Origin of the sequence: Pseudenterobacter timonensis, assembly GCF_900021175.1 — a bacterium.
Taxonomy (GTDB): domain Bacteria; phylum Pseudomonadota; class Gammaproteobacteria; order Enterobacterales; family Enterobacteriaceae; genus Enterobacter; species Enterobacter timonensis.
The window spans coordinates 417,990-432,647 of sequence record NZ_FCOP01000012.1; the positions used below are offsets into that span (position 1 = coordinate 417,990).

At 57.5% G+C, this 14,658-nt stretch carries 18 protein-coding genes and 1 pseudogene; 4 read left to right on the forward strand and 15 right to left on the reverse strand.

The features are described from left to right. The first annotated feature begins 28 nt into the window (after positions 1–28). Complete coding sequence (locus tag BN3796_RS15340; RefSeq protein ID WP_061709254.1) at positions 29–241, forward strand: KTSC domain-containing protein; 213 nt, start codon at positions 29–31, stop codon at positions 239–241. On the opposite strand, the gene BN3796_RS15345 is transcribed toward BN3796_RS15340, so the two are convergent. From BN3796_RS15345 to paaX, 3 genes are read right to left on the reverse strand one after another with little or no spacing between them, the layout of a single operon-like run. After that, on the reverse strand, positions 235–660 hold the full coding sequence (locus BN3796_RS15345) for a GFA family protein (RefSeq protein ID WP_061709219.1): 426 nt from the start codon (positions 658–660) through the stop codon (positions 235–237). The genes BN3796_RS15340 and BN3796_RS15345 overlap by 7 nt on opposite strands. A gap of 32 nt (positions 661–692) precedes the next feature. Continuing rightward, entirely contained in the window at positions 693–1,289 is a 597-nt protein-coding gene (paaY, locus tag BN3796_RS15350) for a phenylacetic acid degradation protein PaaY (protein WP_061709220.1), read from the reverse strand. 10 nt (positions 1,290–1,299) lie between these two features. Next, entirely contained in the window at positions 1,300–2,235 is a 936-nt protein-coding gene (paaX, locus tag BN3796_RS15355; protein ID WP_061709221.1) for a phenylacetic acid degradation operon negative regulatory protein PaaX, read from the reverse strand. Positions 2,236–2,731: 496 nt separating this feature from the next. Between paaX and BN3796_RS20760 the strand changes: the two genes are divergently transcribed. Together BN3796_RS20760 and BN3796_RS15365 are read left to right on the forward strand one after the other, a co-directional pair. Beyond that, on the forward strand, positions 2,732–3,949 hold the full coding sequence (locus BN3796_RS20760; RefSeq protein WP_148381809.1) for an HNH endonuclease: 1,218 nt from the start codon (positions 2,732–2,734) through the stop codon (positions 3,947–3,949). An 8-nt stretch (positions 3,950–3,957) separates the two neighbouring features. Further along, positions 3,958–4,482, forward strand: coding sequence for a YrhA family protein (locus tag BN3796_RS15365; RefSeq protein ID WP_073885242.1), 525 nt, complete (start codon positions 3,958–3,960; stop codon positions 4,480–4,482). A gap of 46 nt (positions 4,483–4,528) precedes the next feature. Here BN3796_RS15365 and BN3796_RS20765 read toward each other — a convergent pair. From BN3796_RS20765 to paaA, 12 genes and pseudogenes are all read right to left on the reverse strand, one after another. Beyond that, positions 4,529–4,690: pseudogene (locus tag BN3796_RS20765) on the reverse strand (penicillin binding protein PBP4B); the annotation flags it as partial. A 54-nt stretch (positions 4,691–4,744) separates the two neighbouring features. Continuing rightward, complete coding sequence (gene paaK, locus BN3796_RS15370; protein WP_061709223.1) at positions 4,745–6,055, reverse strand: phenylacetate--CoA ligase PaaK; 1,311 nt, start codon at positions 6,053–6,055, stop codon at positions 4,745–4,747. Between the two features lie 24 nt (positions 6,056–6,079). After that, positions 6,080–7,285, reverse strand: coding sequence for a 3-oxoadipyl-CoA thiolase (gene pcaF, locus BN3796_RS15375; protein ID WP_061709224.1), 1,206 nt, complete (start codon positions 7,283–7,285; stop codon positions 6,080–6,082). Next, entirely contained in the window at positions 7,278–7,706 is a 429-nt protein-coding gene (gene paaI, locus BN3796_RS15380; RefSeq protein ID WP_061709225.1) for a hydroxyphenylacetyl-CoA thioesterase PaaI, read from the reverse strand. Before paaI ends, pcaF begins: the two co-directional genes overlap by 8 nt. Beyond that, the gene (locus tag BN3796_RS15385) at positions 7,696–9,114 is read right to left on the reverse strand and encodes a 3-hydroxyacyl-CoA dehydrogenase (RefSeq protein WP_061709226.1); all 1,419 of its coding nucleotides are present in this window, start codon (positions 9,112–9,114) and stop codon (positions 7,696–7,698) included. Before BN3796_RS15385 ends, paaI begins: the two co-directional genes overlap by 11 nt. Position 9,115: 1 nt before the next feature. Further along, positions 9,116–9,883 carry a 2-(1,2-epoxy-1,2-dihydrophenyl)acetyl-CoA isomerase PaaG gene (paaG, locus tag BN3796_RS15390; RefSeq protein ID WP_061709227.1) on the reverse strand — a complete coding sequence of 256 codons (768 nt, stop codon included), beginning with the start codon at positions 9,881–9,883 and terminating at the stop codon, positions 9,116–9,118. A gap of 2 nt (positions 9,884–9,885) precedes the next feature. Further along, on the reverse strand, positions 9,886–10,653 hold the full coding sequence (gene paaF, locus BN3796_RS15395) for a 2,3-dehydroadipyl-CoA hydratase PaaF (protein ID WP_061709228.1): 768 nt from the start codon (positions 10,651–10,653) through the stop codon (positions 9,886–9,888). Further along, positions 10,650–11,720 carry a 1,2-phenylacetyl-CoA epoxidase subunit PaaE gene (gene paaE / locus BN3796_RS15400; protein WP_061709229.1) on the reverse strand — a complete coding sequence of 357 codons (1,071 nt, stop codon included), beginning with the start codon at positions 11,718–11,720 and terminating at the stop codon, positions 10,650–10,652. The genes paaF and paaE overlap by 4 nt, the downstream gene beginning before the upstream one ends. Before the next feature lie 7 nt (positions 11,721–11,727). Next, positions 11,728–12,225 carry a 1,2-phenylacetyl-CoA epoxidase subunit PaaD gene (gene paaD / locus BN3796_RS15405; protein WP_061709230.1) on the reverse strand — a complete coding sequence of 166 codons (498 nt, stop codon included), beginning with the start codon at positions 12,223–12,225 and terminating at the stop codon, positions 11,728–11,730. A gap of 10 nt (positions 12,226–12,235) precedes the next feature. Further along, positions 12,236–12,982, reverse strand: coding sequence for a 1,2-phenylacetyl-CoA epoxidase subunit PaaC (gene paaC / locus BN3796_RS15410; RefSeq protein ID WP_061709231.1), 747 nt, complete (start codon positions 12,980–12,982; stop codon positions 12,236–12,238). A gap of 7 nt (positions 12,983–12,989) precedes the next feature. Beyond that, positions 12,990–13,277, reverse strand: coding sequence for a 1,2-phenylacetyl-CoA epoxidase subunit PaaB (gene paaB, locus BN3796_RS15415; protein ID WP_061709232.1), 288 nt, complete (start codon positions 13,275–13,277; stop codon positions 12,990–12,992). A gap of 9 nt (positions 13,278–13,286) precedes the next feature. Continuing rightward, positions 13,287–14,216 carry a 1,2-phenylacetyl-CoA epoxidase subunit PaaA gene (paaA, locus tag BN3796_RS15420; RefSeq protein WP_061709256.1) on the reverse strand — a complete coding sequence of 310 codons (930 nt, stop codon included), beginning with the start codon at positions 14,214–14,216 and terminating at the stop codon, positions 13,287–13,289. A gap of 285 nt (positions 14,217–14,501) precedes the next feature. On the opposite strand from paaA, the gene BN3796_RS21040 reads away from it, so the two are divergent. Next, positions 14,502–14,658 (forward strand): hypothetical protein (locus BN3796_RS21040; protein WP_238379237.1); only part of this gene is annotated, 157 nt, incomplete at its 3' end.

Below are 14,658 nucleotides of genomic sequence, written 5' to 3' on the forward strand. Positions count from 1 at the left end.
TCCCGTAATAAGCCGTAAGGGGAGCACCATGGTTCATCACCCCGTGAGATCGTCCCGCATTGCGTCCATTGGCTACGATGCGCGCAGCGCCATACTCGAAATCCGTTTTCTCAATCGTACGCTGTTACAGTATCAGCCGGTACCGGCACGCATTTATAATGACTTTTTGCTGGTCGTCTCCAAAGGCCGTTTTTATGACGGCGTGATAAAAGGGAAATTTAAGGAACGCAGAATTTACTGATCCTCACCTTTTTCAGGACGAAACGACAGATAGCCCAGCACGCCGCTTTCCCCATCCTGAGGATGATTAACCCCGTCCATCACCGGGATGCAGGCAAAATCAAACGGCGATTTCCCCTCAATACAGGCGACGTTAACCCCATACTGTTCCGGGTTCGAACGGCGCTGATGAAAGGTGTAGATCCCGCATACCGAACAAAAAAAGTGCCTTGCCGTCCCGGTATTAAAACGGTACTCCGTCAGCTTGTCGGCCCCTTTGGTTATCGTGACGCCACTCAGCGGCGCGCTCACCGCCACGGCTCCCCGCATGCGGCAATAAGAGCAGCTGCAGCGCCGCGCCGAGTTAAACCCCTCCTCCGTCAGTTCGACGGTAAAGGCTACCGCGCCGCAGTGACACCGGGCATTCAGTTTTTCGCTCATATCACCTCCGCTGAAATAGCGTGTTCTGTTGCTTAACGTGCCGATTTTGGACGCAGGCTGGCATCAAACTCGAGCCGTTTACGATCCGGCTCCGCCTCCCGCAGCGGCTCGACCTGGTGCAGGGTCAGCTTGCAGCGTTCCACCAGCACCTGATATTCGCGGGTACCCTGCTCTTTCCAGGCGATCTCCTCCTGAGAGAGCGTACGAATCGCTTTCGCCGGGCTGCCGATAATCAGGTGGTTAGCGGGCATCTCCGCTTTTGCCTTCACAAAGGCCGCCGCACCGACGATGCTGTTTTCGCCAATAACCGCCCCGTCCATGATCACCGCATTCATCCCCACCAGCGCGTTGCGCCGGATGACACAGCCATGGAGGATGGCGCTGTGGCCGATGTGACCATCCTCCTCCACCACCGTATCCTGCTCCGGGAAGCCGTGCATGACGCAGTTATCCTGAATGTTCGCCCCGTCTTTAATGACAATGCGCCCAAAATCACCGCGCAGGCTGGCATTGGGCCCGACATAGACCCCCTTGCCCAAAATAACGTCGCCAATCAGCACGGCTGTCGGGTGAACATAGCTCTCATCCGGGACCACCGGAGTTAATCCATCAATCTGATAAACAGGCATATCGTCTCCTTTATGGAATAGTCAAACCGCCAAAGCGCTGGTACCAGAGCGCCCCCGGCGCAGGCAGTTCGCCCACGGAGGTTTCACCCTTTTCGCTGACGAAGGCCAGCGCCCCTGGCGCGACACGCTGGTAAATATTGATACAGAGCTGGCGGGCGTGTTGCCCGGACCAGTGTGCCGGCAGCAGCTCCTCCGGCAGCAGCGGATCCTTCAATACCACGCGACGGTAGAGGTGGATCAGCAGCAGCTGGATCTGAAAACAGCGCTCCGGCGTGAGCGCCTCCGCTCCCGCCTCCTTCAGCAAGGAGAGCAGCGGGCGGAAAAGTTCGATAAAGTTTTCGTAGAGGGTGTTTTGCTCCGTCAGCTGCCAGCACTCCTCCACCCTGGCTCGTAGCGCCGCTCGGGAGAGCGCCAGCGGAGAGTGGGCTTCAAAACAGATGACGTTCTCCGCCACACCCGCCTCATGCAGGAGCTGCTGCACATCCGCCAGCTTTTGCGACGGCGAGGCCATCAGGCTTGGCGCCAGCGTGCCGAATCCCTGCCAGATAAGCTGTTTTTTGACGTCAAGGAGGGTGGCTTTATCCAGCCCCTCCGAGAGCAGTAGCAGCCATTTTCCATCCCAGGCGGGCTGCGCGGCGCGGTAAATCTTATGTTCCGCGCGGCGCGTCAGGCGCAGCCCTTTATCGCTCAGGCGATAGAAACTGCGCCTGCCGATACGGGAAACGTCCAGCCACCCCTCTTTGTTGAGTCGAAAAAGCGCGGTGCGCACAAAGCGCTCGCCGAACCCCATTCCTTCCAGCAGGGCGGCAAGGCTGCCAAGCCAGATTTCCCCGCCGCGATGGGAGAGCGAATCACCATAGAGGGAGGAGATAAGCGAGGTGCCGCTGATAGGTACAGAGCTGACGGCGTGCTGAATAAAAGCGTCTAATTTACTCATGTGATTCATTCTGTTGTCATTTTTATACTGGATGAATCATAGCACAGATTGCGAGCGTGCTTTTTTTATCCTGCTATTCTGGCGGGTGGGGCTGCCCCTCACCCCGCAAGGGAGATAGAAAACCGGGGCTGGCTTTGGCTTGTGCAGTGTCTCCCCTCGCCCTATGGGAGGAACATTCAAATTTGTTGACTATAATTTAATCGCAAATTTATTGTAACCCACTGATTAATAATGTAATTACAGTAAATCAACACGTAAATAAACCATTATGATAAATATGATTACTTCATAGAGAAACGTGAAACCATTTTAAAATGGGAAAAAACATTGAGTTTGTTAATGGGGGGTAATGGGTTGGATATTATGAAGAGTATTATTGAAAATAAGTAAACATCATAATAAATGAAATTGTTAAAATAAAACCCCTGCGTTATACATATCTTGATCCGAATCGCATTTTCATGCGATTCGGATTTTATTTATGGCTCTCCAGTAGACGAACTTTATGAAAAAGATAATCATTGCCATACATTATATAAGTGATTTTCTTGAACTTTCAAACATTAAAGGAGCTATTATGTTTGAATTATATGATTCATGGCATTTTAGACGACATGCAACCCTTAGCGACTTCGAAAAAATAGTCAGTCCTGGACGTGGGTTAGAACTTGCATGCTGTTATTATGAATTGGATTATAAAAAATATAGAAGCATGTCTTATGATGACATGCCTGAAAGAAAATTTAATGGAAACAGATTTTTGGGGACTAAATGTAGCGAAAGAGGATATGACCAATATGACCCAGTTTATGAAAATGTCAAAACTAATTTGTTGTTAGGCAGATATATTGCGGTTGATAGAAGTGAACATTGGACCAGGTATAATAATCCATTTTATTTTGACAATAATGGTGAAATTGTTTATGAACCTTTTATGGTGGGTTTGTGGGAAAATTCTTTCCGTAATTCAGTGATGAATGCATATCGTGAAGTGTTAGAACGAAATCGAGGAATAAAACCACGTCCGACCCAGAGAATCCAGTATGGTGCGCCCGGATATACTGAGCCAGAACAACATGCTCCATCAACTAAAACATTGAACAGCAGAAATGTTGGACGTCTGTTAGCGGCTGGCGGCGTATATAATGGTAACATTGAAGGATTTAGAAAGACTGCTGAACAACTGGGAGGAGAAGCTTTAGACGGTTATAATGGCGTTATGACCGATACTAATATAGGATTGGGTATAGCGGCTGCATCTATTCTTTTAGTTAAAAATCAAATGGCTCCAACTGATTTCAAGGGCTATATTGGAAGGCTAAAAAATAATAAAGTCTTTTTGGATGATGTACAAATAGAAAACATTAATTATATTCGACGCCCAAGAGAGGAATATGTAATTTTAAGAAATCAATTCGACAATTCAGTAAGAAAGAAATTCTTGAAAAATATCTCAACGGATACCTCGATAAAAAACTATTTAAGCGATGAGCAGATTGGGATTTTAGCCCGTGGTGGAGTGCCGAAGTCATGGTCTGTACATCATAAATTACCGCTTGATGATAGTGGTGATAATAGTTTTGAAAACTTGATATTGATGAAAACTAATCCATATCATCAGACATTAAATAATGCTCAGACGCTAATAACAAAGCAATTGAAGCCAGGTGAAAGTATTGATACTTTGTGGCCTGTGCCAAATGGTTCTGTTTATATAAAGTAGGATATTATATGAAAACTAATATATTTTCTGATATTGACACCTCAATTGGTATATTGAAAACTAGAATTAATGACTTCAAGGAGGATGTTGCTTCACCACTTAGTAAAGATATGCTTGATTTTTTAACAGGAGAAACAGCACCAGAAGAGTGGAGTGAAGTAAAAAAAGAAATTTTTGCGGACGTTAAGAAATTACTTGAGGACAAAGAAGATGCAAAATATTTTTATAGTCAAATGGATGGTTTTGAATATAATGCAGCCACTATATATGGATTTAGCCAGGCTATAAATGGTGAATTATCATGGTCCAATATCTACATGATGAATTTTTACTTTAGAGATAATGATGTATATGTAGATCCAGATTTAGCCAAAAATATTGTAATTGGTGAAGATAGCATTTCATATTTTGTTTACGATATGGGGCATAAGACATTTGAAGTTAGAGATAGAGTAGCCACAGATTATATAGTTGAATCATATAATCAATTGAATGATCTGTTAAAATATATAATCACAACCACTGAACTTTAAAGATAAAAAGGGACTCCGTGGAGTCCCTTTGTGTATAGTATTAATTTTATTTTAGCGCACCGTATATTTGATCAACAATCCATCCATATGTTGCCGCTGGCAATAAACCGCTGACGAACACATTAGGATTCACGGCTGGTTTTGCCACGGGCGAATGTGGCCTGCTACCGAAGATAACGATAGCCATCTTGTTAGCCGGGTCAGTTGATTTTACTCTACATGCGTTTTTATCCCCCTCTCCCCGCGGGAGAGGGGGATAAAATCAACCGTTGGCGGCGACTTTGCGCAGGTCAAATACCCGGCAGGCTTTGCCTTCCGAACGTGGGATGCTGCCGCAGTTGACGATCGTCACGTCGGTGGAGATCCCCACCATCGATTTGATGCGGTGGCGCAGCTGGTGGCAGACCTGGCAACGCTGCTCATGGGTGAGCGTCAGGCTGCTCTGCTTCAGCTCCACCTTCACCGAGAGCGAGTCGAGGTGGCCGCGGCGGTTGACCTCCAGCTGATAGTGCGGCGAGAGATGTTCAAACTTAACAATCTCCTCTTCCAGCTGGGACGGGAACACATTCACACCACGGATGATCAGCATGTCGTCGCTGCGCCCGCTGATGCGATCCATCCGGCGCATGGTGCGGGCGGTGCCCGGCAGCAGGCGGGTGAGATCGCGGGTACGGTAGCGGATCACCGGCAGCGCCTCTTTGGTGAGAGTAGTAAAAAGCAGCTCCCCCTGCTCACCGTCCGCCAGCACCGTACCGTCGTTGGGATTGACAATTTCCGGGTAAAAATGATCTTCCCAGATGGTCGGGCCGTCGGCAGTTTCGATACACTCCATCGCCACGCCCGGCCCCATTACCTCCGACAGACCGTAGATATCCAGCGCGGTAATGCCCAGACGCTGTTCAATCTCCCGGCGCATCGCCTGGGTCCAGGGTTCGGCGCCAAATACCCCCACGCGCAGGGAGCAGCCGCTGGCGTCGCCCCCCATCTGCCGCTCCAGCTCCTCGATCAGGTTCAGACAGTAGGAAGGAGTGACCATGATCATATCGGGCTGAAAGTCGCGGATAAGCTGCGCCTGCTTTTCGGTCTGGCCGCCGGACATAGGGATCACCGTCGCGCCTAAACGCTCGGCGCCGTAGTGCGCCCCCAGCCCGCCGGTGAAGAGACCGTAGCCATAGGCGACGTGAATTTTATCCTTCGCGCTGCCGCCCGCCGCGCGCAGGGAACGGGCGACGATGTTGGCCCAGTTGTCGATATCGTTTTGGGTATAGCCTACCACGGTGGGTTTCCCGGTGGTGCCGGATGAGGCGTGGATGCGCACCACCTGCTCCATCGGCACGGCAAAGGTGTCAAAGGGATAGTTATCGCGCAGATCCTGCTTGGTGGTGCAGGGAAACTTGCGGATATCCTCCAGCGTACGGAAATCGTCAGGGTGAACGCCCGCCTCGTCAAACTTGCGTTTGTACATGGGGACGTTGTGATAAGCGTGGGTCAATGTCCACTTCAGGCGGGCGGTCTGCAACGCCTGCAGTTCATCAACGGACGCGGTTTCGATCGGATCAAGCTTTATTGTCATTGTAGGGTACTCGCAGGTAGTTGCTCAAACACGCTCCAGAATCAGGGCAATGCCCTGGCCCACCCCGACGCACATCGTACAGAGCGCATAGCGCCCGCCGCGTCGATGCAGTTCATTACAGGCGGCAATCACCAGCCGCGCACCGCTCATTCCCAGCGGGTGTCCCAGGGCGATCGCTCCGCCGTTCGGGTTAACATGCGCCGCGTCATCCGCCAGACCGAGCTGGCGCATTACCCCCAGCGCCTGCGCGGCGAAGGCCTCGTTCAGCTCAATCACATCCATCTCATGGAGACTCAGCCCGGCACGCTCCAGCACTTTGCGGGTGGCGGGAACCGGTCCAAGCCCCATCAGGCGGGGCTCCACCCCTGCCGAGGCCATCGCCACAACCCGGGCGCGCGGCGTCAGTCCCTGCTGGAGGGCCATCTGCTCGCTGGCGACAATCAGCGCCGCCGCGCCGTCGTTGACGCCCGAGGCGTTGCCCGCCGTCACCACGCCGCGCTCGCGAAAGGGTGCCTTCAGGCCCGCCAGCTGCTCCAGGGTGGTCTCCGGGCGGGGATGCTCATCCTCGCTCACTTCGCTGACCGATCCTTTCCGCCCCGCCACGCTTACCGGCACAATCTCCTGGGCCAGAACGCCATTTTGCTGCGCCCGGGCAGTACGCTGCTGGCTTCGCAGCGCAAAGGCATCCTGATCGGCGCGGCTTATATTTAACAATTCAGCTACATTCTCCGCCGTTTCGGGCATGCTGTCAGTTCCGAATTGCTGATGCATGAGCGGATTCACAAATCGCCAGCCGATCGTGGTATCAAACATCTCCGCCTGGCGCTGGAAGGGGGCGGTCGCTTTACCCATCACAAAGGGGGCGCGGGACATGGACTCCACGCCCCCTGCCAGCATCAGGTCCGCCTCTCCCGCCTTAATGGCGCGGGCGGCAAAGCCCACCGCGTCCAGGCCGGAGCCGCACAGCCGGTTAATAGTGGTGCCTGAGACGACGGGCGACAGCCCGCCCAGCAGCGCCGCCATGCGCGCGACGTTGCGGTTATCCTCCCCCGCCTGATTCGCGCAGCCGAGGATCAGATCGTCGATGCGTTCCCTGTCGAGCTGCGGATAGCGCGCCAGCAGCGCGCGCAGGGGAACGGCGGCGAGATCGTCAGCCCGCACGCCGGACAAGGCGCCGCCGTAGCGGCCAATCGGGGTACGCACCCCGTCACAGATAAATGCGTCACGCATCAGGGGTCTCCAGAATGGTGCCGCCCGTGCGGTGCGACTTCCCGCGAAACAGGGCAACGGTTTTTTGCTGTTGGTTGGTAATTTCGATGTCATACACGCCGGTGGTTTTGCCCTGGTGCTTCACCCGCGCGGTGGCGGTCAGGCGGTCACCGGCAAAGCCCGGACGGATAAATTCAATCGAACAGCCGGAAGCCACCGCCGCCAGCCCCTGGCTGTTGCAGGCGTAGGCAAAGGCGGTATCGGCCAGCGAAAAGAGCTGTCCGCCGTGGCAGCTCTGATGGCCGTTGAGCATCTGTGGCGTAATGGTCATCGTGACCACCGCATACCCCTCGTCCATCTCAAGAATATCGATACCCAGCGCCTGCGCGCAGGCATCGTGCTGGTACATGGCGCGGGCGTTTTGCCAGGCGTTATGACTCATAGCGACTCTCCAGCGCACGCTGGCGCAGCAGTGAACAGGGGCGATAGCGCTCTTCCCCGTAGTGACGTTGCAGGTTTTCCAGCAAAAGCAGCAGCCGCTGCCAGCCGAGCCGTTCGCCCCAGGCGAGGGGGCCGCAGGGGTAGTTCACGCCAAGGCGCATGGCGGTATCGATATCCTCCTCGCTGGCGCCCCCTTTTTGCAGCGCATCCAGCGCCTCGTTAACGATCATCGCCACCGTGCGCCAGATGAGCAGCCCGGGGTAGTCGGCGATCTGCACCACCCGCTTCCCCTGCTGCGACAGCCAGGCGATAACCTTTTGCGTCGCCTCGGGCGGATTCCCGGCGGCGGCGGCGATGACCGACACGTCACGCTCCATAAGGTCGATGACCACCACCGGTCTGCGGTGACGCAGATGCAGGCTTTGAGCCGTATCGCCGCAGGTTTCTATAAGCAATACCTCGTCAATTTCCGTGACGCCGTCACTTTTTTCCTGCACGTTGAACGCTTCGCTTGAGATTGGCGAATCAAGCCACGCCACGGACGGTTTGGGCTGATGCCAGTCGTAGACCCCCTGCCCGCTTTTTTTACCGAGCCGTCCGCCCAGCACCAACTCCTGCTGCACCAGCGAAGGGAGAAAACGGCGCTCCTGCCAGAAGGCATTAAAGACTGAACAGGTGACGGCGAAGTTAACGTCCTGGCCGATAAGATCGGTCAGCTCCAGTGGTCCCATCGGAAAGCCGCCGCCGTCGCGCAGGGCGGCGTCAATGATTTCCGGCGCGGCGACCTGCTCCTCCAGCGCGCGCCACGCTTCCGCATAAAACGGACGCGCCACGCGGTTGACAATAAACCCGGGCGTCGACTGGCAGCGCACCGGCGTTTTGCCCCAGCTCCGCGCCAGGGCGCAGAGGCGATCCGCTACTTCCGCAGAGGTTGCCAGCCCGCTCACCACCTCCACCAGCTTCATCACCGGCGCCGGATTAAAAAAGTGGAGCCCCGCCACTCGCTCAGGGTGCGTCACTCCGGCGGCAATGGCGGTCACTGAAATAGAAGAGGTGTTGCTGGTCAACAGGGCGTGCGGCTGGCAGATCGTCGCCAGCTCGTTAAAGAGGGCGCGCTTGATCTCGAGGCGTTCCGAGGCCGCCTCGATCACCAGATCGGCGGCGGCAAGATCGTTGAGAGTGGCGGCCGGGATCAGGTTAGCGCGCGTTTTCTCGCACGCCTCTGCGCTGAGCTTGCCCCGCGTCACGCGGGATTGCAGGCGGCTGCCAATGGCGTCAATCGCGCGGGAAACGGCACCTTCGGCCACATCAAAGAGCAGGACCGGATGACCATGGCTGGCAGCCACCTCCGCGATACCCGCCCCCATCGTGCCGCTGCCAATCACGGCGACGGTCTCCTTTTTCATCATCTTATCTCCCGGTGAACTGCGGCTTGCGTTTGGCGAGAAAGGCGCTGACCCCTTCGCGGTAGTCGTCGCTGCGTCCGGCCAGCCGCTGGTAGTCACGCTCCAGATCGAGCTGGGCATCGAGGGTGTTGTTTTCAGCGGCATGAATCGCCTGCTTGATAAGCCCCAGCCCGAAAGTCGGCTGGGTGGCGAGGTGCATCGCCAGCTCCTGGGCGGCGGCGGAGAGCTTTTCATCATCCACCACCTGCCAGATCATCCCCCAGGCATGCGCCTGTTCCGCGCTGAGTTTGTCCCCCAGCAGCGCCAGCCCCATCGCGCGGGCGTGCCCGGCCACCCGCGGCAGCCACCAGGTGCCGCCACAGTCGGGCACCAGCCCCAGCTTGCTAAAGGCCATCACGAAGCTGGCGGAGCCGCAGCCCAGCGCCAGCGTGGCGCCCGCGCCCGCCGCCACGCCGTTCACCGCGGCGATAACCGGCTTCGGCAGGCGGGCCAGACGGCGCACCAGCGGGTTATAAAAGTTCTCCACCGACATCCCCAGATCCGGCGGCGCGCCGTTGGGATCGACGTTGCGGTCGTTCAGATCCTGCCCGGCGCAGAAGCCACGCCCCGCGCCGGTCAGCAGCAGGCAGCGGATAGTATCGTCGCGCTCAGCCTGAGTCAGGCTGGCGGCCAGCTGGCGGTGCATCTCGTCGTTAAAGCTGTTCAGACGATCCGGGCGGTTCAGGGTGAGGGTCATAACCCCCTGCTCTACATGTGTGACGATAAATTCCACGGTTAGCGTCCTTTGAAATCGGGGGTACGTTTTTGTAAGAAGGCGTCGATGCCCTCGCGGCGATCGTCAGTGGCCGCCAGCATGGCGAACAGCTGGCGCTCCTGGGCCAGACCCGTCTGCAGCGCCATCTCCTGCGACTGGCGCAGCGCCTGCTTTGCCGCCTGCAGCGCCAGCGGCGCATGGCGTGCCATTTTTTGCGCCTGGCCGAGACCATATTCCAGCGTCAGCGCAGGCGGGCAGATGTCGCTCACCAGCCCCGCCTCACGCGCTTCTCGCGCGCCGATGCTTTCCCCGGTGAGGATCATTTTGCTGGCGAGCGATTTACCCACGCAGCGAATCAACCGCTGCGTGCCGCCCGCGCCAGGCATAATGCCAAGCGTTATCTCCGGCAGGCCGAAGCGGGCGTTATCCCCGGCAATGACCACGTCGCAGAGCAGCGCCAGCTCGCAGCCCGCCCCCAGCGCGTAGCCGTTCACCGCCGCGATGAGCGGTTTATTAAAGGCGTTGATCCGCCCCCACAGCTGCGGGCGGATATCGTTCAGGGTGGCGGGCAGATCCTTTTGCGCCATTTCGTTGAGATCGGCTCCGGCGGCGAAGCAGCGTTCATTGCCATAGATGACGCAGGCGGAGACGGCGCTGTCGGTCGCGGCGCTCTCCAGCGCCTGGGCTATCTGCAACAGCAGATCGTTATTCAGGGCGTTACGGGCCGCCGGACGGTTAAGGGTAAGCTGCAAGACTCGCCCGTGACGGGTCTGGATCAGTTCGCTCATACCATCCCCTTCGCATCAAAATCGACCACCACGTCGGGGGTGACCGGCAGCGCCTGACAGCTCAGAACATAGCCTGCCGCCAGCTCGTCCGGCTCCAGGCTGTAATTGGTCGCCATCTCCACTTTGCCGCGCAGCACCCGACACTTACAGGTGGCGCAAACCCCGCCCTTGCAGGCGTAAGGCAGATCCGCCCCCTGGCGCAGCGCGGCGTCGAGAATACTTTCATCTTCAGCGGTGAGGGTGATTTCGCGGTCGCGCCCGTCCTGGCGAACGGTCACTTTCTCCCCCTGCGCCTGGCGGGTCGCGGCACGTTTAGCCGTCGCGCCCGGAGTATTAAAGCGTTCCAGATGAATCGCCTTCTCCGGCATCCCCAGCGTCTGCAGCGCCGTTTGCGCCTCGTCCATCATGGCCGCCGGGCCACAGATAAAGGCCTCGTCAAACTGACGGAAGTCGAGCAGCGTGTCGCCCAGCGCCCGCAGTTTTTTGCTGTCGATACGTCCGTGCAGTAGCACGCTGTCCAGCGTCTCCTGGCTGAAAATATGGATAATCTGCAGCCGCCCGGTGTAGCTGTCCTTCAGATCCGCCAGCGCCTGGCGAAACATCATGCTCTGGCTGGTGCGGTTGCCGTAGATAAGGGTGAACTGACTGGCGGGTTCGGTGGCCAGGGTGGCATGGATGATCGCCAGCATGGGGGTAATGCCCGACCCGGCGGCAATCGCCAGATAGCGCCCTTCGCGCCCTGCCTGCGGCTGGTAGCCAAAGTGCCCCTGCGGCACCATCACCTCCAGTACCATGCCCTGGCGGATCTCGTCCCGGGCGTAGCGGGAGAAACGCCCGCCGTCGATCGCTTTTACCGCCACGCTCAGCGCGTCGGGGGTCACGCCGCGGCAGATGGAGTAGCAGCGGCGCAACTCCTCGCCTGCCAGCGTCGCCTTCAGCGTCAGATGCTGACCGGGGCGAAAACGGTAGGCGTCGTGCAGCTCAGGCGGAATGGCAAAGGTGATGGTCACCGCATCGCGGGTTTCCGGCTCCACCTTCGCCACCGTCAGGGAATGAAACGTCGTCATGGCAACCTCAGATACATTTGAAATAGTCGAAAGGCTCGCGGCAGTCGTTGCAGCGATAGAGCGCTTTGCAGGCCGTGGAGCCAAACTCGCTAATGAGCGCGGTGTTCACGCTGGCGCAGCGCGGGCAGGCTACCTCCGCCGGGGCGTGCGCGTGGCAGCTATGGCCCACCGGCGGGCTGATGCCATATTCACGCAGCCGGGCGCGGGCCGCGTCGCTCATCCAGTCGGTGCTCCAGGGCGGGTCGAGCTGGATAACGATATGCACCGGCGTAAAGCCGTGAGCGGTCAGCGTTTCGCGAATGGCGCCCAGCAGATGCTCCGTCGCCGGGCAGCCGGAATAGGTGGGCGAAAAGCCGATGACCCAGCCTTCTCCCTGCGGCGTCACGCTGCGCACCATCCCCAGATCGGTAAGCGACAACACCGGGATTTCCGGGTCGGGGATCTGGCTTAACAGCGCCCAGATCTGCGGGATCTGGGCTGGCGTAATCTCAGCAAGACGTTGCATCGCTCTCTCCTTACCACGTAAGCCCGGGCAGGGCGCGTTGCAGATACTGCATCTCCGCCAGCATCGGCCCCAGATGTTCGGTGTGCAGCCCCTGCTTTCCGCCGCTGCGCCAGGCCGCTTCGGCGGGCACCGTCAGGGAGGCGTCAGCCAGGCCTGCAAAAACTTCCGCTTCCCATTCAGGGCGCAGGTGGCGCGGGTCGACCGCGATGCCCTCTTCGGCCAGGGCGATCTCCAGCGCGTCGGCGTCAAACAGCTCGGCGGTAAAGCGCCACAGGTTGTCGATGGCCTGCTGCATCTTCTGCGCCGAAAAGTCGGTGCCGTTACCCAGACGCTCCAGCCAGCCGCGGCTGAAGCGCAGGTGGTAGCGCGCCTCTTTGATCGCCTTCGCGGCAATGGCGGCCAGCTGCGGGTCGCGGCTTTGCGTGAGGCGGGTAAAGAGCGCCACGTGCCAGGCGTCCATCAGATACTGGCGGGCAATGGTGTCGGCAAAATTACCGTTCGGCTGCTCCACCAGCAGCAGATTGCTGAACTGGCGCTCATCGCGGCCATAGGCCAGGGTATCTTCGCTGCCCTCTCCCTTAAGCTCCGCGGCGTACGTGAGAAAATGACGCGCCTGCCCCAGCAGATCGAGGCCGATATTGGCGAGGGCGAGGTCGATCTCCAGCTCCGGCGCGTGGCCGCACCAGGCGCCGAGGCGCTGGGAGAGGATCAGACAGTTGTCGCCCAGACGCAGGGCATACGCGGTTGTGCTCGTCATGCCGGCCTCACATATGCTCTATGCCGTCAGGCAGGTTGTAGAAAGTGGGATGGCGATAGACTTTGCTCTCCGCCGGATCGAAAAATTCCCCCCGCTCTTCGGGTTGCGAGGCGACAATCTCGCTCGCCTTCACCACCCAGATGGAGCAGCCCTCGCTGCGACGGGTATAGGCGTCGCGGGCATTCTCCAGCGCCATACGGTCATCCGCCGCGTGGAGGCTACCCACGTGACGGTGGGATAATCCCTGCTTGCTGCGCACGAACACTTCGTAGAGCGGCCAGTAGACGTTACTCATCTCAACTCCTTACGCGACCTTGCGGGCGTGTTGTTTTTCTGCGTGCGCCAGTGCAGCTTCCCGCACCCACGCCCCCTCTTCCCAGGCTTTACGTTTGGCGGCCAGGCGCTCGTGATTACAGATGCCGCGCCCGTTAATCACCTCGTTAAACTCCTGCCAGTCGATCTCCCCGAAGCGGTAGTGGCCGCTCTCCTCGTCAAAGCGCAGGTCGGGATCGGGAACGGTCATGCCCAGCAGCTCCACCTGCGGCACGGTGTTATCCACGAAGCGCTGGCGCAGTTCGTCGTTGCCGAAGCGTTTGATCTTCCAGGCGAGGCTGCGGGCGCTGTTGGGAGAGTTGTCATCGTTCGGCCCGAACATCATCAGCGCCGGCCACCAGAAGCGGTTAATGGCGTCCTGGAGCATCTCGCGCTGGGCTTCGCTCCCCTGAGCCAGCGCCATGCAGGCTTCAAATCCCTGGCGCTGGTGGAAGCTCTCCTCTTTACAGATTTTCACCATCGCCCGGGCGTACGGGCCGTAGGAGGTGCGGCAGAGGGCAACCTGGTTGACGATCGCCGCGCCATCCACCAGCCAGCCGATGACGCCGATGTCGGCCCAGCTCAGTGTGGGGTAATTAAAGATGGAGGAGTATTTCATCCTGCCGTCGAGCATCTTCTGGTAGATATCTTCCCGGGCGCAGCCGAGCGTCTCCGCCGCGCTGTAGAGATAGAGCCCATGCCCCGCCTCATCCTGCACCTTCGCCAGCAGAATGGCTTTGCGGCGCAGCGTGGGGGCGCGGGTGATCCAGTTGCCTTCCGGCAGCATGCCGACAATTTCCGAATGCGCATGCTGACCAATCTGGCGGATCAGCGTTTTTCGGTAGGCCTCCGGCATCCAGTCCTGCGGCTCAATCGCCGTCTCCTGCGCGATGCGCTGCTCAAAGCGTTGTTCTTCCGTCACATCATCACCTATTTGATTCGTGATATTACCGATTTCGGTTTCAGAATGAATCACGTTGTGATGTAAAAGTTACACAATGGTTAAATATAACCCCAAGAAAGGTTTGCTCTTTTTGTGATGGTGTTCGCAGCAAATTTCATAAATGTGATGATTATCAATTATTTAACAAAAACCACGAGAGTTGACGCGATCACAGTGTTAACAAAACATTAAAAGATGGCTTGCATTTTATGATTCACAATCAAACTATCTATAGGTAAATCACGTAACACTTGGAGAGATGCGATGCAGCAGTTAGCCAGCTTCTTATCCGGCACCTGGCAGTCTGGCCGGGGCCGGGAGCGCCAGATTCATCACGCCATTAGCGGAGAGCCCCTGTGGACAGTTACCAGCGAAGGGCTGGATATGGCGGCCGCCCCCCCCCCCCCCCCCCCCCGGGGGG